Origin of the sequence: Flammeovirga aprica JL-4 (assembly GCF_012844305.1) — a bacterium.
Lineage (GTDB): Bacteria > Bacteroidota > Bacteroidia > Cytophagales > Flammeovirgaceae > Flammeovirga > Flammeovirga aprica.
In genome coordinates this window covers 25,805-48,328 of sequence record NZ_JABANE010000004.1, presented here as the reverse complement: position 1 = coordinate 48,328, position 22,524 = coordinate 25,805, and the positions used below count along the sequence as shown (strand labels likewise).

Below are 22,524 nucleotides of genomic sequence, written 5' to 3'. Positions count from 1 at the left end.
AGTTTAGTTTTTATACGTGTAATCATAACTTTGTTGATCTTTATATAGATTTTTTAATATTATTATTAAATGCTGAGAAGTAAACGTTGGCATATCGCCTGTTAATTCCTTTCTATCCAATAACTCCATAAAGAACTCATTTGGTCCACCTTTCCCAAAATACTTTTCAGCTTGTACTGCTGTTATTGTCATTAAATTACTTTCATTTACTTCAGACCATTTTATTTTATCTTTTTCCTTCCAAAGGTCTTCATAGAAGTTATGAGCTAACTGATCTAGTTCGCTTTTATGAGCTGTACTGTATTCCTCCCAGGTGTTTTCTTTTAGGTTGACTTCAATAGGTTTGCCTTCTAAGCCTAATACACTATCCCAATGTAGAGTGTTCATGAGGTTAAAGAGAATCTTATCTTGATTCTGCTTTAAGATTTTGATTTTTAGATTGTTTGCTTTAAATGCATTCAGACTGACATCATCGGTTTTATCTTTTAATTTTTTATTTTCTTCTTTTAAGATTATAATGTCACTTCTAAAAGATTTATAATTTTTAACATCCTCCTCATGCCCCTTCAACTTAGTGTTATCCTCATCACTTAAACTATTACTTTTTAAGCGTTCAATTAATGCAAAACTTTTGTCTCTTCTTTTCATAATATTCTCACCCTCTTTGTAATTCTTAAGTTGACGAGACATCATTCCATTGTAAACTGTTGAAGCATAAGTTAGCGTATTTGGAGAGATAGATTCTACTACATTTCTAGTATAACCCAATTCCGTTTTCATACCAGCCTCAAACCCTAAAATTCCATAGAGAGTTGATATTCTTCCAGTGGTCGCTTCAAATGTTAAATTTCCACTTAATAAAACTCTAGTATATTGTTGTTTTAAATCAGTAATACTATCCCCATCTTTAACAAAATGTACTTGGAAAGTGACACTTGCATCTCCGCCAATTCCTATAGAACTTTTGTTTTCATTTTCACTTAACGACTCTATATGTTCAAATAAACTTTTAGCTTCTGTATCTGATTCAGTAAATGATATACCAGCATTATGTCCCCCAATTTTCATTTCTCCAGAAACAGATTTTACCATTTCATTCATAATGGCATTAGATGTTTTTGCTGGGATACTTTTGATTATTGACTTTAATCTCTTTAAGAAATTATGAGAAGAACCAGGTTTTACCACCTTATCCCAGACACCTTTCAAGTCTTCTATAGAGGGTGAATTTTTTAATGCTTTTATACCTCCATATAAAAGGCTTTTGAGCTGTTTAGCATTTAGAGTCAGTTCTCCTGTAAGATATGATCCATTATTATCACTATTCACATCATTGCCATAATAACTATAGACAAGGCTTAGTCCACTTTTTTTGCCTAAAGAGGTCAAGCCTGCATCAACCACATCTAATGATACTATTTTTGAAGTTTTATTTCCTTCGTCAGCTTGAGTAATATCTATTTCTTGACCAGGGGCATCTACAGTTGGTAATTTATCATAGGAGAAAAAGCCAAAATTTAATTTTACACTACCTTCGCCTTCACCTGTTTTGTTTTTTGCTCCACCCCCTGCACCAAATGATCCATTCTGTTTTCTTACTTTGTAAGCATTAGTGCGTAAATAATTAATATGGGAACCATCATCCCAATACTCCTTGAAACTATCGGTCATCTGTGCATCTAAATCTAATAGACATGAATAGACTGAATTGTTAAAATGTACTGCATAATGATCTATATTATTATATCTTATTGCGGAAGAGGAAAGTTGTACTGCTAGTTTTACATTACCAAGCCCGGCTACTCCTGCTTCTCCTTTTACAGCAAAAGAGGTTTTACTTGTGATAGAAGTGTCATCATCCAACGATAAAGAAGCATTGTATTCGGTGCCTAATTCTAACGTAATTACTAATATGATATCTCCTTTTACAAAAATTTCTAATGTAAAACTTAGTGAACTTCCCCCTTTCTGCCCAAGAATCATATTAAGAAGGTCATGAATAAATTCAGGGTGGTAATTATCTTCATTTACTCTGTAAGTTCCTGCATCAATAATACCCGCATCTTTGTACTTTTTAATGACCGTATTGCCTACTATATATAAAGAATCATGGACACGTCTCTGAATATCAAAAGCATTAGCCGTAATTTTTATGGCATTTCCTGGTTGTAGAAATTTTGGTTGAGCACCTTCTTTTTCTGTAATTTGACCATCTTTAGAAATACTTTTCCAATCGTTAAGTTTAATCAACTCATTTGAGGATATTCCCAAAGTTTCACAAATTTTATTGGGGGTATCTCCATTTCTAACAATATAATAATGTTCAGGTTCATCCATTTTTTGTTTCCTGAACTCTATAATAGTGCCTTCATCATAAATAAATTTCCTGTCAGATAAATCACTGTTTACTTGATGATTGTAAGTCTGATAGAGCTTTGATACATCTTCTGAATTGGTCAAATAACGATTTTCAATTTTTTCATTTAATAGGAATAAAATATCATTAGCATCATGATTCGAAAGGTAATTGATGTCAACTTCACTGTAAACTGGACCGTAAGATGTATAAGCTACCACTATATTTTCTCGGGTTCGAAATTTTTGTCTAGCATACTCAACATCTTTTAATAATTGCTCTTTTGGATACAGTTCATAAAACTCTTCGATGTGATTTCCATCCCTTTTCAAGCCATTCAGAAAGACTACTATATTATGAACATCAATGGGAACATTAGCGTCATCAGGAGCTTTTTGTAATTCTCCTCTCACCGTATCTGCAATTTGTTTATAGCTAAGACCTTCCCATAACTTATCTTTACCTCGCATATCTATAGATGCAATAAAGCGCATCTTCTCATAAGCCAAAGCATATTCAAGGCTATAGTTTTGTTCTCCAAAGACTTCTGCAATATCACTTGCATGACGTTTCCTTAATTCGTCATAAGGATCAATCCCTGTTTGTTGTCTTCTCATACTGTATGCACGAATTGTCTCGGGGTTCAATGACCTTTGAAATTCTCTCATCACATTATTTATCCAATGCATATTTAAATGAGCTTTAAATTTGCTAAAATAAACTGTATTAAGAATCTCAAGTGCTACAGCTTCATTATTAAAATTAGCGATCATTGAACAGATTAACCTATGGTTAGTCATTGCTCCACTAGTGATTAATTTATTGATTTTGTTTACTACAATAGTATAATCCTTTAGCGTATAAAAGTCACTAGTTCCTTTCTTTTCCAAATGAGAGACCTTTGCCTTACCTTCCGTTTGATGATCGATAACCGTAAAACGATCTGCCTCTTTCACTTTCAAATTTTTGGGTAAGATTACCTCATCTTTTTCATATAAAATGACTTCTTTTTTGGTTTGATTATCAGTTAATTTCTGATTCTCATATGTATATCCATTTTTATATGCTATATCTTGGATGGAGACACTAAATCTATTGGCGATCGCATAAATACTATCACCATTTTCCACGATATATTTATTTTCTATATATCCTTGGGGGAATTTCTCAACTATTAATTCACCACTAGGATATTGATAAGAATCAATAGAAACCTCCTGGACTAAAGTAAGTTGTTCAGTATCTAATAGAAGTATTAAGTGCCTTGTATCAACGTTTGCATGTTTTTCCCCTAATAAGTCAGACCATAATTTCCTTTTATAGGCTTTAAAATACAATAGCTCAAGATACTGTGTTGCATATTGAGAGACAGTCACTTCATTCAACAATCTAAACACATTTTCTTCCACCTTAACGACAACCTCTTTCGAATTCAAGTAATAGTATAATTCGTTTACTATTTCAATCATTCGTAAATGAGTAAGGCCGTATTCTTCAAGCTCTTTTTGTTTATCTATCCCCTTGATCGCCTCTATGTTTTTGATATGTCCTTCATCACTATCAGGAACGTACCAGTAATCCAAAGCGTCACCTAATAATTCTCTATCTTCAATAGTTAGAAAAGGTAAGTCAGTCACAGATAAATTCTGTATAATTAGTCCCGCTAAATCATCTTTGCCAAAACCAGCATCATCTAATGCGAATTTTAGTAAACCGACTGTTGAAAAAATATGATCAGCTATAAGTTTAGCCATCTGTTCTTTATTTCGATAGGCTTTACCCTTAAATTCTTTCCAATCCGCTTCTGTTTTTATTTCACTTTTTGGTAAATTCTTTTCTGGCACATTTTGGGGATAATTTCGTTCAAATTGTATACTATTTGATTCTTTATTTGCACCGTAGAAGTAATTGAAAAGATAGGCTTCTTCTTGCTCTGGAAATCTCATAAAATTAGAAGTATTAAAAGTTTCTTCTAACATTGTATCAAGATTTCCATCTGTGATTTTACCTAAATAAACTTCAGAACCTTTTTGCAACTTCGGCATATAGTCTCTGGACCAATGTTTCTCTACGTTTAATTCCTTTATGGTTTGTTCTTCAATCCCTACTTCTTTAGAGAGTTCATACAAACCAAAGTAGAATTCTCTATCGCTTGTTTTATAATATACATCCGTAGTTTGTTTCAATGGATCTGTAAGGTTGAATGTCTTAATATACAACCCTTGGTGAGGTACATAGGCTGGAGCTTTGTGTGAATTATTGTAGTACCCTCCATAACTTCTGCCATATGCTTGCGTTTTGTTTTTATCTTCCCTTTCTAATTTATATCCCGACATATTATTCAGTTAGTTTATTTTTAATTAGTTTTTTAGTCAGTTATTATACTGTAATAGTTGTTGCTATTGATGAATAGTTTAGTACCCAAAAGCATGTATTCTATCAGCGAATATTATTCCATAAATGTATTATGTGTTATTACTCTTTGGGAAATAATACATTTTATTCACAGATAAGTCCTAAGGTAGTAGTAAACAGAATTTTTAATGAAGAATTAAAAATGATTTTTGAGCCATAACAATGAACAGTATACTTTCTATTATGTTCATTAAAACACAAAAAGCTAGAGTTAAAGAACCCTAGCTTTTACAACTACTTATTATATTAAACTATTTTTATTAGAAATAGATCTTATTACTCTTTGATTAACTTAAAACTTTGATGCTCTTGATCAGAGTGGATATAAATAATATAAACACCTCTTTTTTCGTACGACAGATTTAAATTATTTTTACCTTTGAGAAGGTTTTGTTCCAATATTTTATTTCCCAATACATCATACATGAACAATACAGCATTAAATGCTACATCAATATTCAATACATTATGCACAGGATTGGGGTAAATTTTGACGCTATTTTGATCAGTGCCAATAGCCGTAGGGATCTCATTATCTTTACGAGGTACAACGGTGATATTTACCTGATCAGCATCTGTCTGATCTTCCTTGCTGATGTTTACTTCAAAAACGAAAGTCGTTTCCTCATCCACTTCAGGTGCTGTAAAAGTGGGATTTGCGGAAGTGCTGTTTTGAAGTTGAATAGAAGAAATGGTAGTCCATTGAAATGTAATACCTTCAGGAGAAGAAGCAGATGCGTCCAAAGCCACCAATTCACCTGCATCTACTGTTTGATCTTCTCCTGCATTGGCTACCAACGGAATAATCGTAATGTTTTCCGAAAGTGCCACTGTCTTTTCCACCTCGCTCTGATTTGCAGTAACAGTACCGGTGGATTCATTAAAATTTTCTTTAGTAACAATGTAGTTATAGTCTGCATTGGGTGTAACATCAAATGATGCTACTCCGTTTTCGTTAGTCAATTGTGAAGTGTTGAAATTTTGATTTTCGTTGGTTAATGCCACTAATGCATTTTGTAGAGGTTGATTTTCAGTATCTAAAACTATGATTTTTAAAGTGGATGTAGTACTTAAAGCTTCTACAACGCTGATATTGTTTATTTGATGCCTTGCAATATTTTCTTGCCAATTACTGCCCACAGGCCTGATGCTTGATTTAATAATATAATCACCGCCCAATTCGGGTAAATTGGGCAATGATATCATTAATTCTTTTTCTCCTTCGCCTGCTTGAACAGTAGCTCTAGTTTCGGCAATCCATCCTTCAGAAGACCAAAATTCTGCGACAATATCTCTTGAGACATTGGCATTATAAGACAGTTTTACTTTCACTTCCTGACTTTGGATTACTTCAGTTTTAGGGCTTTCAATATGAATAGCTTCATCTTTGTCTACCGTAGCATCGTCATTTTTCACTTCTAAAATCAATGAGCTGACATGTCCTCCATCATCAGGGAAGGTCACTTCTACAGTATTCTCTTCTTTTAATAAAGACAGGTCCACAGGGATCTCAATCACACCGAAAAAGTCATCCCTATGTGCTTGATCCTGTCCTTTCCAGTTATCGGGAACGTTGACAGCAGTACCATTCACTTTGATGGTTGGTTGTTTAGAGCGGTCATGCTTACGACCAATTCCCATCAGAAGCGTAGCTGTTCCCTTATTAATCGTCACATTAGAAAATCCAAAAGAAAGTGTTGTATTGCCTTTGATGGGCTGTAGATAAGTTGTCGAATAGTATTTTGTCTCTTTAGAAGCACTTGTCTGCTTAATTTCAGCTTCAAATTCATATTCCAAAACTACTGTTTCCCCCGCAATCAGTTCTAATGAAGCAGGAGCAGAAGTCGCTTCATTGATAGACATCACAGGATCAATATCATCATAGATTTTTAAAGATTTTGTCGTCAATTTTACTAATTCACCAGCGGTCTCTTCAAAATTTAGTTGAACAGTTTGTGTTTTATTGTCCAAATTATTGAATGCTATAAAAAGCGTATTTCCTTTCACGAATCCATGCACTTGTACATCAGGATTGTCAGTTTCTACTTTAATTCTTCTACCTTCTATATTTTTCCATAATTCATAAAAATGGATTCTAGGAGAAAATCTCCAGCCTTCTACATTGGCTTCACCAATATTGGTAGGGATAAACAAAGCGGCACCATAAGGTTGGTAATTGTTGCCTGCGTTCATATGCCATTGTGATTTATCAGTGATAAATGGAATAGAAATGTCCATCACATTTTCACGGTCCAGCAAATTGAACAACATATGATTTATACTTCTGATGGCCTGAATACTCTCAAGGTCGGTAAAATGATCTTCAAACCCTTTCGTGATCCCTCCATACTCCGTAATAGCATGTGGTTTTACAATTCCCCATTTGATAAAACTATACGTTTCAATCAGATCTAGAATCGCCTCTGAATTACTTCCTGACCTTAGGTTATTTTGTCCCGTTACATTTACTCCATCATAAAGGTGAGTAGCAAATGCATCCATATCCGCACCGGCAATGTCCATAAACAACTTCATATTTTCATCCCAATGTCTAAAGTCTTTCAATTCCATGGAAGGCCAAGCGGCTGAATAACCAATGACTTTCATTTTTGCCAAAGTAGGTTCAGCATGTATTTTTTTACCTACAGAAGCAAATACCTGTGCCATCTGCCTTTTGATACGGTCTTCCTCACTGTCAATCCATTGTCCATCATAAAAATCGACGGCATGTACAAATGGCTCATTCATCGGTTCAAAGAACTCAGGTCGGCCACTTTCATCCACATAATTTTTATAATACTCCACAGCCCAGTCTCCTGCTTTTTCAGGATCTACACCATCTAGGAAAACACTTTTAGGGTGTTCAGTTCCTACAAACCGTGTCACATTTCTTACATTATCATTTCCCGATTTAGAACTTGGGTAAGTCCCTACAGGATTCCCTTTACTTTTGGAGTAAGAATAAGGTCCCCAAAAGCCTCTGCTTGGGAATACATTATAATCAGAAAAGAATTGCCTCACATCAGCATCATTTCCACTAGAGTGCAGGTTGAAGTATTTGTTACGTTCCAATTCAGAAACGTTACCGATAAAGCGTTGTACCTTAGGGTTGATTTTAACGGTAGTTTGTCCAAAAGATGGCATTACAAATACACTTCCCAACATACAGATGAAGAGACAGGACAAAAAGTATTTGTGCCAATTGGTAAATAATCGACTCATAAAACAAGATAGTTTAGTACTTTGTAAACTAAATTTTCTTCAACTTCCAATCGACATTACTACAAGCTTTTGGAGTTCTTATTTCAAGCTTCCTTCTTCTTCGTTTTTGTCTTGAAACAAAAAGAAACAAAAAATTCATGGCTTTGAAGGGAAAGCACTACCAAACGAATTGGTTAGAAAGTCTATTGATACGAACGTTAAGAATAAGCGTCATTCGTCTCCTACAGATCATCAGAAATCTCCCGATTTCTAAGCACCATAAATATTCGAAGATTTAGTTTACAATATATTTAGTAATAATTCATAAGCCGAAACTACCACTCAAACCGTCAAAAGGTGGAGAAATTATTCATGGAATAGGGGATGAAAATTTTTTATGGTTGGGATTGGAGGGATATTGGGGTGGGTGTTGATGAAAAATAATAAAACATTCAAGGTTGCAGGGGAGCATTACCAAACGAATTTATTGTGAAATTACGATAGATATTACTCCACTTCAAACCTCAAAACGGTCTTCAATTTCTCTTCCGGCACTTTACGGAAATCAGAAAGATAAATTTCTCTGTGTACTTTATATTTTCTAATCAAATGAGATGCCTTCGCAAACTCTTCCATCATAGCAAAACTTTCCGGTTCATTATCATAGCTTCCAGTGTGGAGCATCTGAATACATTTTCCATCCGCTATTTTTTCAAACCTAACTTTATCCAAAAGGACATGTGGTTTTTTCTTTTTTGTGAGTTCAAGTATCTCATCAAAAAAAGCTTGACTTACAAAATCAGGTTGTCTGATCATGATGTCATAGACTAATTCATCCTTATTCAATTCCCCAGTATAATTTGCTTTAGCCTCTTCAGAAATATCCCATACACCTTCCAAAGGATAAACTTTCCAATCTTCATACCGCAGAGGTAATTGATTACTTTTTTTGAGCGTCATTTTAATACCGTAAGCCATACTGTAAAGTGCACCGATGCCCTCAGCAAACAGTTCACCGTTAGGATTTCCTTTTCCACTTAATACAATATAATTGAAGGCAGGGACATCAATAATTTCAGGTTTCTTTTTAGGTAAGTAAATGGCCTTTTCCTTTTTTCTCCACTCGTGTTTCATTGCTTTTTTAATTGATTTAGATGTAAATGTACTACAAATTATAAGGTTTTCCATGTGTTGCTTGAGCCAGAAGCAAGAGAGTTATATTTATTGCACCACCGATTTTAGTTTGGCAGTACTTCCCCGGCCTTGAAGGGAAAAGCGTTAAGAATTTTATGAAATGAGCCGTTAAAAATGATTTTCTTGTTTGAGCTTTAGCGAGTTTAAAATCATTTAGGCGAATGGAGTGAAATTTAGCTTTTGACTTCAAAGCCTAGATTTTTTTGCTTCGTTTTTTCATCAATGGAAAAAATGAAGAAGAAGGAAGCTTGAAAGTAGAACCTTAAAATTTTGCAATGAAATTGATTAATAGTTGTCCAAAAAATAGGATATAAAAAAACCGGAATTAAGATAATTCCGGCTTATTTCAATCTAACTAAGCTGTGATTCAAATTGCTTTGAAATCACGTTAACAATATTATTCTTTGATCAGTTTAACACTTTGAAGTCCGTTTGCAGTTTTGACCTGAATAATGTATATACCTGTTTTATAATCAGAAACATCCAAAAGGTGTTTCCCTGCTCTAAGTTCTTTAGTTAAGATACTAGCTCCATTAAGGTTTAAAATTGAGATTGTTGCACTTTCCACTAACTCAATTGTTGCTTGATCAGCAGTTGGGTTAGGGTAGAGGTTGATCACTATTTTAGTATCCTCAACTGATGTTGGTACTTCCTCATCAGGAGCATTGACAGTGATGTCTACTTGATCAATCACTACAACATCTCCTAGAGCAACTTTGACTACAAAAGTAAAGGTCGTTTCTACCGTTACCTCTGGAGCTGTGAAAGTTGGTTTTGCTACTGATACATCAGAAAGTGTAATTCCTTCAGGAGCCATCCATTCAAATGTTACCGTTTCAGGAGTAGAAGCAGAGGCATCTAGTGTTACCATATCACCAATTTCTACCACTTGATCCGCACCAGCATTGGCTACAGGAAGCGTATTAGGAGTGATGGTTACTGCTACTTCAGCCGTTTCAGTCATATCCTTGTAATTTGCAGATAATGTGAAAGTATACGTCGTTTCTTCACTTACTTCAGGGGCTGTGAAAGTAGGTTTTACAGCATTTACATCCGAAAGTGAGATGCCTTCAGGAGCAGTCCATGTTAGTGTTGCATTGGCTGGAACAGTTGCAGATCCATCTAATGTCACAATTTCGTTGACGAAAGATGAAAGTGCTGTACCTGCGTTGGCTACCAACTGAGGGTATACCATTACATTCACTTCGCTAGTTGCTTCATTGTCCATATAAGAAGCTTTTAAAGTGAAAGTATAAGTTGTCTCCTCGCTTACCGCAGGAGCAGTGAATGTTGGCATTGCTGATGTTATATCCGAAAGTGTAATTCCTTCAGGGGCAGTCCATTCTAAAGTCACGTCAGCAGGAGTCGTAGCAGAAGCATCTAAAGTTACAGTAGTACCTGTTTTTACTTCTTGATTTTCCCCAGCATTTACTTTGATTTGTGGCGTTACCGTTACTTTCACCTCATCCGTTGAAATGAAGTCGTTGTTTTGAGCCGTTAAAGTGATGATATATTCTTTTACCGCAGTCAATTCCTCCGTTGCTGTTACTGTTGTTGTTATTCCTTCAGTTGCTGAAAGCGTGATTCCTTCAGGAGCAGACCAAGTGTAAGTAAATTCCTCTGATGAGTTTTGAGATGCAGTTAATTCTACACTTCCACCAGACTGAATTGTAACGTCATCACCTGCATTTAATGCAAATTCAATATCACTTTCTACTAAGCTAATGTCATCAAAATAGACTGTTGTTGCTATATCTTTAGGGCTTTGGAAGAAAAGTCTTGAAGAAACTTTATCACCATTATTTACCGCTTCTGCAGTGTATTCTTCATTAATCAAAATTTCTTTCTCGAAGTAAATCCACTCACCAATTACAATTTGAAAATCACCCCAATTGATATTTGTATTACCAATTGACACTTTATAACTATCAGCCCACTCATCTACTGGCATTATTCTAATGTTAAATACATCAGCACCCATTCTATCTGCTTTCACTCTACCGCTGAGTGTATATGTTTTACCAATTGTAAGGTCGAAATAGCTGTCACTGCTTGTTTGAAGGGCATCAATTTTCACCTCTTCTTCTACCAGCATACTTTTAGTTCCTTTGCTGTCACCACTCACTACATCTGAACGTGTATAGTTTTCAATACCTGCCCAGCCTACTGTCAACTCTTCTTCAAAACCACCATTTACAATAATCTCTTTACCTCTTAATTTCACTTTTTGAACGGTAACAGTCACTGTTGTTTCAGGAGAAGTATTTTCACCGTCTGTTACTGTTAGTTTGAAAGTATAAGTTGTTGTTTCTTCAACTTCAGGAGCAGTGAAAGTTGGCATTGCAGCGTTAGCATCAGATAGTGTAATGCCTTCAGGTGCTGTCCAATTATAAGTCAATGCATTTTGTGTTTTACTTTCAGAAAGTGAAGCATCCAACGTTACAAGATCACCTTTGAATACCATTTGATTTTCTCCGGCATTAGCGACTGGAGTAAGATCTGGCTCTACCGTAATTACAACTTCATCCGTTGCTTCTCTTTCTCCAATTTTTGCTGTAACCGTAAATGTATAAGTCGTTACTTCTGTCACGTCAGGCGCTGTGAATGTAGGCATTTTCTCTGTTAAGCTTGACAATTCGATTCCTTCAGGAGCAGTCCATGTAATCATAGCTGTAGAAGGAGAAGTAGCCGAAGCGTCTAAAGTCACAACTGCTCTTGCATCTACTGTTTGATCATCACCCGCTGATGCTTGAATACTTTCTAATACTGTTACTTTGACAGTGGATTGGAATGAAAGATTACCTGTTGTAGCAGTTACAGTAAAGTCTAATTCTGTTACTTCAGTAATCTCATTTGGAGCTGTAAATGAAGTAGACATTTGATCTGTAGATGTCAATGTAATGCCTTCAGGAGCAGACCATGCATAAGTAAAACCGTTTGAAGATCCGTGCATAGCTTTTAAATCGACTACAGTTCCAGGAAGTACCGTTTGATTTTCTCCAGCAGTAAGATCCATTGGGAAATCAGCAACTTCTAAGCTTAGATCATCCAAATAAAGTAACTCATCCATTGTATTTCCTGAGCTTTGAATATACATTCTCCCCAATACTTTATCACCCTTTACAACACCTGCTTTAAATGTTTCATCAATCACCAACGTTTTTTCAAAAGAAACCCATTCGTTGATGGTAGGGTGGATATCTCCCCAGCTTAAATCACCTCTTGTAATGGAGAACTTCGTATTGTCTGCATCTTTCCAATCATCATGAGGCATTAATCTTAAGTTATAAACCGAAGTATTCATTTGGTCCACTCTGAATTTTCCTGAGAATTTATACGATTTACCTACTTCTAGTTCTATGAAATTATCCGGGTGTGTTTGAATATTATCGAACTGACCTTTTGATTCAATTTTTAAACTTTGAGTGCCTTTAGCATCACTAGCTACTTCCTCTGAAACCGTGTAAATATCAAGACCTGACCACCCTACTGTTAATGCTTCTTCAAAACTACCGTTTGTCAATAAATTCTTACCGTAGATAATTTTGTTTTTTGCCATAAAAGTAACTGAAGCGGCGTCTGAATCATTTACTCCATCATTGACTACTAAAGAGAACGTTAGAGGAGTGTCAACATTAACAACCGGTACTGTGAAAGTAGTGATGGCATTGTTTTCATTCTCTAAAGTGATACCTTCAGGAGCGGTCCATTTATAAGAAAGTTCATCGCCATTGGCATCATAAGAAGCTGAACCATTAAGGTATACTACTTGACCAGATTCAATACTTCTTCCTGTATTGACCATTGCCACTGGTTTTTTGTTATCGATCACCAATGTCACTTCTTGATTGATTTCTTGATCAACTAAAACCTCACTCGCTGTCTCAAGGTGTAAAGTTTTGTTGATGCTGTACTGATAAGTAGCACCCACTAGCTGATCGAAAGTCACTTGACCATTGCTGTCTGTAGTTTCAGTTTGATCATAGCCATCTGCAATATATAATCTGAATTCAGCACCTTCAACTACTTCGTTTTTGTCGTTTTTAACCGTAAAAGTAGCAGAATAAGTAGTCACACCTTCTGTAATTAGAGTAATAGTGCTTGATTCTGTGTTATCGTTGATTTCAAATTCCCCATTGTAAACTTTAAACCCATCAGCAGTAATGCTGTAACTGTAGGTTCCGTCATCTAAAAGACCACTCACTTTTCCTTCTGCATCAGTAGTATAATTTATATCATTAATAGTGATAGTAGCACCTTCAACTGGAGTTGCTCCATCTGAAGTAACAATAAGAGGTATACCAGGATACTGTTTGATAGAGGCAAATGCTTCTGGAGCAAAACCTTTTAACACAGGATATGAGTTTTCTCTCATTTCCCATGCACCATCAGCAGAAAAATCAAGTTCAGGGAAGTTGCTTTGATCCGTCATTTGTAATGAAGTCAAAACATTTACATTTGTATTTGTATTGAAATTGCCAGAAGTTTTTAAAGCATATAGACCCGCAAAGTTGATATTTTCAGCAGCACTTACATCACTATCAGGAACCAGTGCTCTCATATCACTTAGGTTGATCGATTGAGAAAGTGCAGTATTAGGATACATGTATCTCAAATCACCTGCAATACCACCTGTAGCCCAGTTATTGGAAACTAATGTAATATCAGTGATACAGTTCGTGATAGAGTTACCATCAAAACGACCGAACATAGCACCTGCACCACCGTTTGCATTGATTTTTCCTCCTAAAACAAAACATCTATCAGCAATAGTTGTATTCTGAGCGAAGCCAACAAAAACAGCGACTCTACCAACGCCTTTATCTACTCCGATAACCGGATTGATCAACCCAAGTTTTTCTACCGTTGCACTATTCCCAAATCCAATAAAGCCTAATCCAATGGCATCTTGCTCAGGATTGAGTGTAACTGTAAGGTTTGTAATCGTATGGAAGTTACCATCAAATGTACCTGTAAAAGCTCTGTCTCCTGCAGTTCTCTTATAACCGATTGGGTGGAAAGTTTCACCATCCATATCTAAGTCTGCAGTTAGTTTGTAATATAAATCCCATGAATCATATGAGGCACTAAGTTTGATTAAGTCAGCGTTTGTTTCAATGAGAAAAGGATCTTCGGCTGTACCTGTTCCGGTCCCTGTAAAAGTTTGTGCGTGAGTGTTGCCGAGAAAGCATAAGAACAACACACTCCAACACATTAATGTGTGTAGACTGTAAAAGTATTTCATACTGTACTAAATAATAGTTGGTTTAAAAAGTATTTCATCTTCTAGTTTAAATTCTGCCTTGTGTGGATCAGAATTTCATTTTCAAAGATGTAAATCTTACACTAATAATTGGGGTGTAAAATAAAAGCCAATAACGGGGGTATTTTTTATCAGTTTTTGTACATCTATCATTACTAGCGTGTTAGGAGAAGTTGTTTTAGCGTCCTTTTGAGATAAATCGTAATGAAAGTTAATTAATTTAAAGGGAAATGGGGTGTGAAATGATGAAGTGGAATATGTAATTCAACTTTTAAAAATGGGAAAAAAATAGAATTGAAAAGTAATATTTTGATTGATTAGAATTGAAAAATAATGTGCAACGCCCTATTGAAGTGTGGCCCACTAAGCATTTTTATCAACGTAGTATGGAATATTATTGATAGTATTTTGAGAAAGGTGAGTTATAATTCAAGGTTTTTTCGATCGTGGAGTTTTTAGTGATGTTGTCGATAAATACAATAAACAGTAGGGTGAAAATGGGTATTATTGTGGCTAGTAAAACCATCTTGTTTCATACCTCATCTTTTAAGCATTAGGATAATTTAAAATGGGTGTTTCGTAGACCCATAATTGAAATTATGGGCTTTTGGGAAGATAACGCATTTAGCAACTATTGATCATAATTATTAATCTATCACTGAAAAAAAGGGACTTCAGCACTTATAAATTATTGAAACATTTCAAGTTTATAATGAAAGTCGAAAAGAAGGATAGCTTCCCAAAAGCCCATGACTTCAAGTCATGGTGCACGGGTTTTTATCTACTTATCAATTTTTGAATAAAAAAAGGGAGACCAAAATGATCTCCCTCACAAACAATTCAAAATATAAATAGGTACTGTTAGTACTACATCAATTCTAATTTTTTAGTTTTACCGAACCCATCACCTCTAAGCTTTGTGAATTCCTCTAAAAGTTGTTTTGTCAACTCAGGCTTTTCTTTAGCGATGTTATGCGTTTGAGCACGGTCATTTTTCAAGTCATACAATTGGATTTCGTTATCGTTACCCAATTCGATGTTCACTTGTTTGTTTACTTTCTTACCCTTGTAAGGAGGGATTAAAACGTAATCACCTTTTCTGTAAGAAGTTCTTGTTGTAGCTTCCAAGATCAATGAAGTTCTACCCTCAGCATCTGCGTTTAAGAAAGCATTTAAAACATCTTTAGAATCATCGCTTCTCACATCACTGCCTACTAATGCCGCCAATGAGTTCAACATATCCATTTGACAAACTAGAGCATTTGACTTACCTGGCTTGATTTTACCTTTCCAGTAAGTGATAAATGGCACGTGAGCACCTGCATCAAATAAAGAGTATTTACCACCTCTTAGGCCACCTTTTGGATCGTGATTACCGATTAATTCTACAGCATCATCATAGTAACCGTCGTTTAGAACAGGACCGTTATCAGATGAGAAGATAATCATTGTGTTTTCTTCAATACCAGCGTCTTTGATAGTTTTCATCAATTCACCAATACACCAATCCGCTTCCATAATCACATCACCTCTAGGGCCCATTCCTGATTTGCCTTCAAAACGAGGGTGTGGTGTTCTTGGTACGTGAGGCTGTTGCATTGTATAGGCTAAGAAGAAAGGCTTTTCCGTTTTCGCTTGTGCAGTGATATAATTTTTCACTTTATCTAAGAAGTTATCCGCCATGTCTACATCGCTCCATAACGCTGATTTACCACCTTTCATATAACCAATTCTTGGAATACCGTTTACGATGGTATTGTTATGACCGTGGTGCCATTTCATTGTGATCAACTCAGGATTATCCTTACCCGTAGGTTGTCCTTCGAAGTTCTTTTTGTAATCAATTTGAATAGGATCATTTTTATCCAAACCTACTACATCACCGTCTTCAATATACACTGTTGGTACACGGTCTTGAGTGGCCGCCATGATGTAAGAGTGATTAAATCCTACTTCATTTGGACCTGGAGAGATGTGCTCATTCCAGTCTTTGTCATGCGTACCCAATCCAAGGTGCCACTTACCAATAATCGCTGTTTCATAGCCTGCACCTTGTAACATTTTAGGGACCGTCATTTGATCTGTAGTGATCAACATTGGAGCAGAACCCGGTAAGATCTGAGCATTTTTTCTCCAAGGATATTCCCCTGTAAATGCCGCATATCTTGATGGAGTACAAGTGGCAGAAGAAGCATAACCATTGCTGAAGTTAATACCTCCATTCGCTAGTGCATCCATATTTGGCGTGTTGATGGTAGAAGCACCATTTGCACTAATGTCACCGTAACCCAAGTCATCCATATAAACGAAGATGATGTTTGGTTTACTCGACTTGACTTCCTCTGAAGTCGATGTGTTTTTTTGGCATCCCAAGGCCAGTAAAGACAGAGGAATAAGCCAGAATTTGTTGATTTTCATTTGTTAATAATTATAATGATGGTTGAAAAGATATTTTAATATTCGCTTCCTGAAGACCCTCCGCTTTAGCTGTTAAAGTGATGGGCGTTTCAGGATTTTTTGCCCCTTGAATAATCGCTAGGGCTAAACCGTTAAAGAGTTCCATTTTGTTGCCTTGAAGTGAAGTCAATGAAGCAGCGTCACCATTACCCACACCGGCTAGTTTGCCGTCACCGTTGATTTCAAATTGAATCATATTAGAAGCTGTAGCACAGAAATTACCCTTTTCATCTACCACCTTTACAGTGACATAAGAAAGGTCTTTACCGTCTGATGCAATTAAACTGCGATCTGCTTCTAATTCAATATGATGTGGTTTACCTGCCGTTTTAATTGCTTTTCTTGCCACTTCTTTTCCTTTGGTATATGCTACCACTTCAATACTGCCCGGAGTGTAAGGTACATCCCAGCTTAATCTATATTTCGACATCAACGGACCTTCCTGTTTCCAGTCGCGGTGTGTCATTTTGATAGGCGTTAAGTCCACACCCTTCACTTTTTTACCCATTGATTTGCCATTCACAAATAGCTCTACTTCTTCCGCATTTGTAAAAGCATGTACCGGAATCACTTCACCTTCATGTCCTTCCCAGTTCCAGTGAGGAAGTACGTGTACCATTGGTTTGTCCGTCCATTGTGATTGGTATAAGTAGTAACGGTCTTTAGGGAAACCACATAAATCTGCCGCTCCGAAGTACGACGAGTGACTTGGCCAATCACCGTTCCAATACCCGTTTGTAGAGTTGTCTTTTCCGCCGTAAGGAGTTGGTTCACCTAAATAATCAAAACCAGTCCACATAAATTCACCCAAAATTCTAGGGCTCTTCGCTAGCATATCAAATTCTAAATCAGGAGGGTAAGCCCAAGGTGGTCCTACTAAATCGTAACTTGTTACTTGATTCACGCCTTTTTTGAATGTAGGAGCCACAGGTCTTTCATAATATCCTCTTGAACTTGTACATGAAGAAGTTTCAGAACCATATACCACCCACTCAGGGTATTCTTCTAGAATTTTTTCATAACGCATTGGGAAGTAGTTGAAACCTACTATGTCAATTTCATGTGCCAGTTTGTTGACAATAGAAGCAGGGTGATAGTTGAAACCTGCCGTTACAGGGCGTGAAGTATCTTCTGATTTTGTGATTTTAGCTAATCTTCTAGTTTCTTTCCAACCATCTTTTCTACCTTGCTCAAGTATCTCGTTTCCAATACTCCACATAATGATAGAAGGGTGGTTGCGGTCTCTGCGAATCAAGGCACGGAGGTCTGTTTCACTCCATTTATCCCAATCTTTATTGTAACCGTTTTCTACCTTGCCAATTCTCCAGTTATCAAAAGCTTCATCAATGACCACCAATCCCATTTCGTCACAAAGTTCTAAAAGCACTTTAGCAGGAGGGTTGTGGCTTGTACGGATGGCGTTGACACCCATATTTTTCATGATTTGTAATTGTCTTTCCTTCGCTCTTTTGTTAACCGCAGTTCCAAGAGGCCCTTGGTCGTGGTGCAGACAAACGCCTTGTAACTGTATTCTTTCTCCATTTAGGAGGAAGCCTTTTTTAGCTGAGAATTCAATGGTTCTCACACCAAAAGTAGATTTATATTTATCCAATACTTCATCACCACTTTTCAATACTGTCACCGCAGTGTATAAATGTGGATTTTCCATAGACCATAATTCAGGATTGGAAAGCGTAACTTTCTGACTGAATGTATGTTCCGTAGAAGCATTGATTTTATCTTTTGAAACTACATCACCTACTTTTTGTCCGGCCTTATTGTAGATATTTGTTTCAATAGTAATTAAACTATTTTTAGTGGATGCATTGACTAAATCAATATCAATTTCAACGCCTGCTGCTTTTTCAGAAACCACAGGAGTTTTGATAAAAGTACCATCAAAAGCGATGTGTATAGGGTTTTTATATTCAATCCATACATCACGGTAAATACCGGCTCCAGGATACCATCTTGAACTCAAATCTTCAGGAGCACATTTTACGGCAATTGTATTTTCCTCTCCAAATTTCAAGTAAGACGTCATATCCAACTCAAAACCAATATAACCATAAGGTCTCTCACCGATCTTCTGACCATTGACAAAAACCTCTGCATTGTTCATCACCCCTTCAAAGTGAACAAACACTTTTTGACCTTCCATTTTTGAAGGCACATTAAAATCCTTTCTGTACCAAGCTTCACCATGGAAAGGCAAACCACCACAACGGGCGTTATAAGCTTTATCAATCGGTCCTTCAATCGCCCAATCATGAGGAAGATCCAATTGTTTCCAACCTTCATCATTCAGGTCCAGTGCCATTCCGTTTTTTAGTTCTCCTTTAGAAAACTTCCAGTTGTCATTAAAACTGATTTCCTCAAGACTCTCAAAGTCCTGCTGTGGGAGTTGCTGTGAACAGGACATTAGCCCGCACAGTACTCCAATTCCTAATTTCTTTAATCTATTCATCATTCATTCCGTTAATTCAAAAGACTCTTTTTTGTGATTTTATAGTGATGTTTTTGAGGCTTGTTTTCTTTATAAATGTTTGATCTTACCTCTGTCATTTTCTGTTCAATCTGGTCTACTTTAGTGACATACTTTTTATAAGACTCAATGGTCTTCTTATTGTATGCATACCAACTCTTTCCTCTTTGTTTTTCTAATTTCTCTAGAAGAAAATCTAATTTTGCTTCAAAAGTGGCAGGACCTTTATAGTCGTTCAGCATTCTATATTCTGTCAGTGCCACACTTCGTACTTTCGCTTGAAGTTGATGGTATTCACTACAAAGCTGTATTACTTTTTGAGCTTGCTTATATTGTGGTGTTTCAGATAATACAGCAAGATTAATCCCGTTTTGAAGCTGCTGATGACTGAAATGTCCAATAGTTTTATTGTCAATCTCTACTAAATACTCTCCTTTTTCAAGACCGCTTACTGCTATGATATCTGTATTGAAAGTTTGAAAAACATTGGAAAATTGTTCCCCTTTTTTAAACTGAGGAATAGAAGGAAATGGCAGAGTGCTACTTTTACGATCAAAAGAAAACTGATTGGGCTTATTTTTATTGGAAAGCACTACGGTACATTCATTTTCAAAAATCACCATATTTTCACTTTTGCTGATCATAGAATAAGCATAAGGATGTTTTTCTAGTACTTCTTTTACTAAGGCCCCTGCCATTACATAATGTCCTGCGTCTTCAGGGTGAACTCTATCTTTACCTATGATTGTGAAAGAAGGGTTCTCCTGCTGATAGGTCGTATTAATATCACTTAAAAGGTGAAAGAAATCGACTACTAAAATATTATTGCTTTTGGCGTATTCTAATACAAATGCAGCGCATTCCTCCAAAGCATCATTTACTCCTATTTTGTTTTCCTGTGCTATTTCTGAAGTCTGGTCATAAATTGAAGGAGCAATCAAAATAGGGGTAATTTTACTTTCTTGGAGCAATGCCACCATCTTCAAGAAGTTATTTTTATAAGTGTCAATTGCCTTTTTTCTTTTCTCTTTTACCTCTTTGGTTACTTTAAGGCTGGGTGCATATAAGTGACTCATCACATCATTCATACCTGACATCAGAAAAGCATAGTCAGGCTGACGCGTAAGTATATCTTCTTTATACCTTTTCAACATACCACCCGTCACATCTCCGGCAATACCTGTATTATAAAAGGACAGTTTTGTTGAAGGAAACTTAGTGGCACAGTAAGAATGAAAAAGCATATGATACCTTCCATCTTGTGTAATACTGTTGCCAATAAATACAACCGTTTCATTTGGTTTGAAACTAATTTTATGTTGACTGAATACAGTATTACCCCCAAGAAGTAAAAAGATAAAAGTGATAAATTTATACATTACTTGTCAATTAATCGTGTACTATTGGTTTATGTTTTTGCTTAAATTCAAAAGCAGATTCTTTTGTGAAACGCTCCACCAACGGCTGTCCTTCACCTCTTGCCATTTTGATTTCTTTGGCCCACACTTTTCTAAGCTCTTCTAGCTTTTCCTTGTATTGAGCATCAGAAGCTAAATTTTGTAATTCATTAGGATCTTCCCCTAAATGATACAACTCCTCATACACTGCTTCCTCACCGTTTAGAGGACTTTCCACGTAACTTCTGTAAACAGGTATTTCCTTGTCATTCATACCATAAAGCACACTGTTTACATTCAAACCCAATGCCTTTGCGTATTCAATTCTTTTACTCGCTGAGAAGTTGTCGTTCTTATAATATCTGATGTATTTCCATTCTTGATTTTGTACCGCTTCACATCTTGGGTTTCCGAAGTGTGTAGACCAAAGGTTTTCTGTATACACATAAGGTCTTACCGAAGCATTCTCATCGGTCAACAATGCCGAAACATCTTTTCCTTGATAAGCTGAAGGGATTTCAATACCTGCTTTTGCCAGCATAGTAGGGGCGATATCGATACTTTGAACTAAGTTGTCATTTCTATGTACTCTTTTCTTTTTCGGAAGGCGAGGGTCATAAATAATGGTCGAAACCTTTGTGCAGTATTCATACAATAAAGCCTTTCCACCTAAACCATATTGTCCCATCAAAAGACCATGATCTGAAGAGAAAACGATGATTGTATTTTTATCTAATTTCAATTCTTTCAACTTCTCCGTAAGGTTCCCCACTAAACGGTCAATACCGATCATTGCCTGATATTGACGTGTTAATCTTTCTCTTGCTCCATCAGGTGTATCTACATGATCATAAATCGTCTGACGGTCCTCAGCGTGCAGTAATTCTTCTGGAAGTTTTGGTGTTTTAATGTCTTTTTTGGCGATGTAGTGCTCTGGTAAAGGAAGTGTTTGATCTCTGAACAATGTTCTGTAAATCTCATCATCCGTTTCTTTCTGTTTCATGGTAGAAGTACTTGCACCATGCGGTAAATTGAAGCAGATATTTAATAAGAAAGGTTGATCTTGAGGTCTGCCTTCCATCACTTTAAACGCCTCTTTAATTCTGAATTCATTGTTGTCCAATACATCAAAAGAAGCCTCTTGTAAGATTTCAATTTGTGTATCATTCTTGGCTCCTCTGAAAATTTTATGACGGTCTTTAGGGTAGAAACCTAAATGTCTGTGTCCGGCATAGAAATAATCAAAAGCATGTTCCATTACTTTAGAGTCATATCCATTTTTACCTAGTGGCGTATGATTCTTTCCGATATATGCTGTAAAGTAACCCGCTTCTTTCATTACAGCAGGGTAGGTTGTTTTCCATCCTTCCTCTGATAAAGCAGTGCCCGAATTGAAGTTCACACCATGTTTTCTTTCATATTGAGAAGTCAACATAGAAACCCTGCTTGGCATACAGATCGGGCTTGTGATATGTGCATTCGTAAATAAAGTACCTTGATTGGCCAATTGATCAATATTAGGTGTTTTCAATACCTTATTACCAGTCACACTAAGGTAATCGTAAGGTTGGTCATCCGTTAAAATAAAAATAATATTAGGACGGGTTTCCTTTGCCTTTTTCTGAGCATTGACGCTCCAGATAGGCATTGTAAAGAATAAAAACAGTAATAGATTTTTCATGTTTTTTAAAAAAGTGTTTTCACATAAAATGAAATAATAGGAGGCACAGTATACCTCCTATATTTACTCTCATTT

8 protein-coding genes are annotated in these 22,524 nt (G+C 36.2%); all 8 read right to left on the bottom strand.

Annotation, left to right across the window (positions count from 1 at the left end):
- Nucleotides 1-3: 3 nt before the first annotated feature.
- Nucleotides 4-4,692: a LysM peptidoglycan-binding domain-containing protein gene (locus tag HHU12_RS02140; protein WP_169654543.1), complete on the bottom strand. Its 4,689-nt coding sequence runs from the start codon at nucleotides 4,690-4,692 to the stop codon at nucleotides 4-6.
- Between the two features lie 355 nt (nucleotides 4,693-5,047).
- Nucleotides 5,048-7,993 (bottom strand): PKD domain-containing protein, encoded by a 2,946-nt coding sequence (locus HHU12_RS02135; protein WP_169654541.1) that lies wholly within the window; start codon nucleotides 7,991-7,993, stop codon nucleotides 5,048-5,050.
- A gap of 486 nt (nucleotides 7,994-8,479) precedes the next feature.
- Complete coding sequence (locus tag HHU12_RS02130; protein WP_169654538.1) at nucleotides 8,480-9,106, bottom strand: GyrI-like domain-containing protein; 627 nt, start codon at nucleotides 9,104-9,106, stop codon at nucleotides 8,480-8,482.
- A 457-nt stretch (nucleotides 9,107-9,563) separates the two neighbouring features.
- Nucleotides 9,564-14,411, bottom strand: a complete 4,848-nt coding sequence (locus tag HHU12_RS02125) for a PKD domain-containing protein (RefSeq protein ID WP_169654536.1) — start codon at nucleotides 14,409-14,411, stop codon at nucleotides 9,564-9,566.
- A gap of 885 nt (nucleotides 14,412-15,296) precedes the next feature.
- Nucleotides 15,297-16,847: a sulfatase-like hydrolase/transferase gene (locus HHU12_RS02120; RefSeq protein WP_169654534.1), complete on the bottom strand. Its 1,551-nt coding sequence runs from the start codon at nucleotides 16,845-16,847 to the stop codon at nucleotides 15,297-15,299.
- Between the two features lie 10 nt (nucleotides 16,848-16,857).
- Nucleotides 16,858-19,356, bottom strand: a complete 2,499-nt coding sequence (locus HHU12_RS02115) for a glycoside hydrolase family 2 TIM barrel-domain containing protein (RefSeq protein ID WP_205959750.1) — start codon at nucleotides 19,354-19,356, stop codon at nucleotides 16,858-16,860.
- A gap of 8 nt (nucleotides 19,357-19,364) precedes the next feature.
- The gene (locus tag HHU12_RS02110; RefSeq protein WP_169654532.1) at nucleotides 19,365-20,750 is read right to left on the bottom strand and encodes an SGNH/GDSL hydrolase family protein; all 1,386 of its coding nucleotides are present in this window, start codon (nucleotides 20,748-20,750) and stop codon (nucleotides 19,365-19,367) included.
- Nucleotides 20,751-20,760: 10 nt separating this feature from the next.
- A complete protein-coding gene (locus tag HHU12_RS02105) occupies nucleotides 20,761-22,449 on the bottom strand; it encodes a sulfatase-like hydrolase/transferase (protein ID WP_169654530.1) in 1,689 nt (562 codons plus the stop codon).
- Nucleotides 22,450-22,524 lie beyond the last annotated feature (75 nt).

What these genes read in the sequence shown, in the direction of transcription:
- HHU12_RS02140 (WP_169654543.1), bottom strand. Translation starts at nt 4,692, where the DNA reads ATGTCGGGATATAAATTAGAAAGGGAAGATAAAAACAAAACGCAAGCA.
- HHU12_RS02135 (WP_169654541.1), bottom strand. Translation starts at nt 7,993, where the DNA reads ATGAGTCGATTATTTACCAATTGGCACAAATACTTTTTGTCCTGTCTC.
- HHU12_RS02130 (WP_169654538.1), bottom strand. Translation starts at nt 9,106, where the DNA reads ATGAAACACGAGTGGAGAAAAAAGGAAAAGGCCATTTACTTACCTAAA.
- HHU12_RS02125 (WP_169654536.1), bottom strand. Translation starts at nt 14,411, where the DNA reads ATGAAATACTTTTACAGTCTACACACATTAATGTGTTGGAGTGTGTTG.
- HHU12_RS02120 (WP_169654534.1), bottom strand. Translation starts at nt 16,847, where the DNA reads ATGAAAATCAACAAATTCTGGCTTATTCCTCTGTCTTTACTGGCCTTG.
- HHU12_RS02115 (WP_205959750.1), bottom strand. Translation starts at nt 19,356, where the DNA reads ATGATGAATAGATTAAAGAAATTAGGAATTGGAGTACTGTGCGGGCTA.
- HHU12_RS02110 (WP_169654532.1), bottom strand. Translation starts at nt 20,750, where the DNA reads ATGTATAAATTTATCACTTTTATCTTTTTACTTCTTGGGGGTAATACT.
- HHU12_RS02105 (WP_169654530.1), bottom strand. Translation starts at nt 22,449, where the DNA reads ATGAAAAATCTATTACTGTTTTTATTCTTTACAATGCCTATCTGGAGC.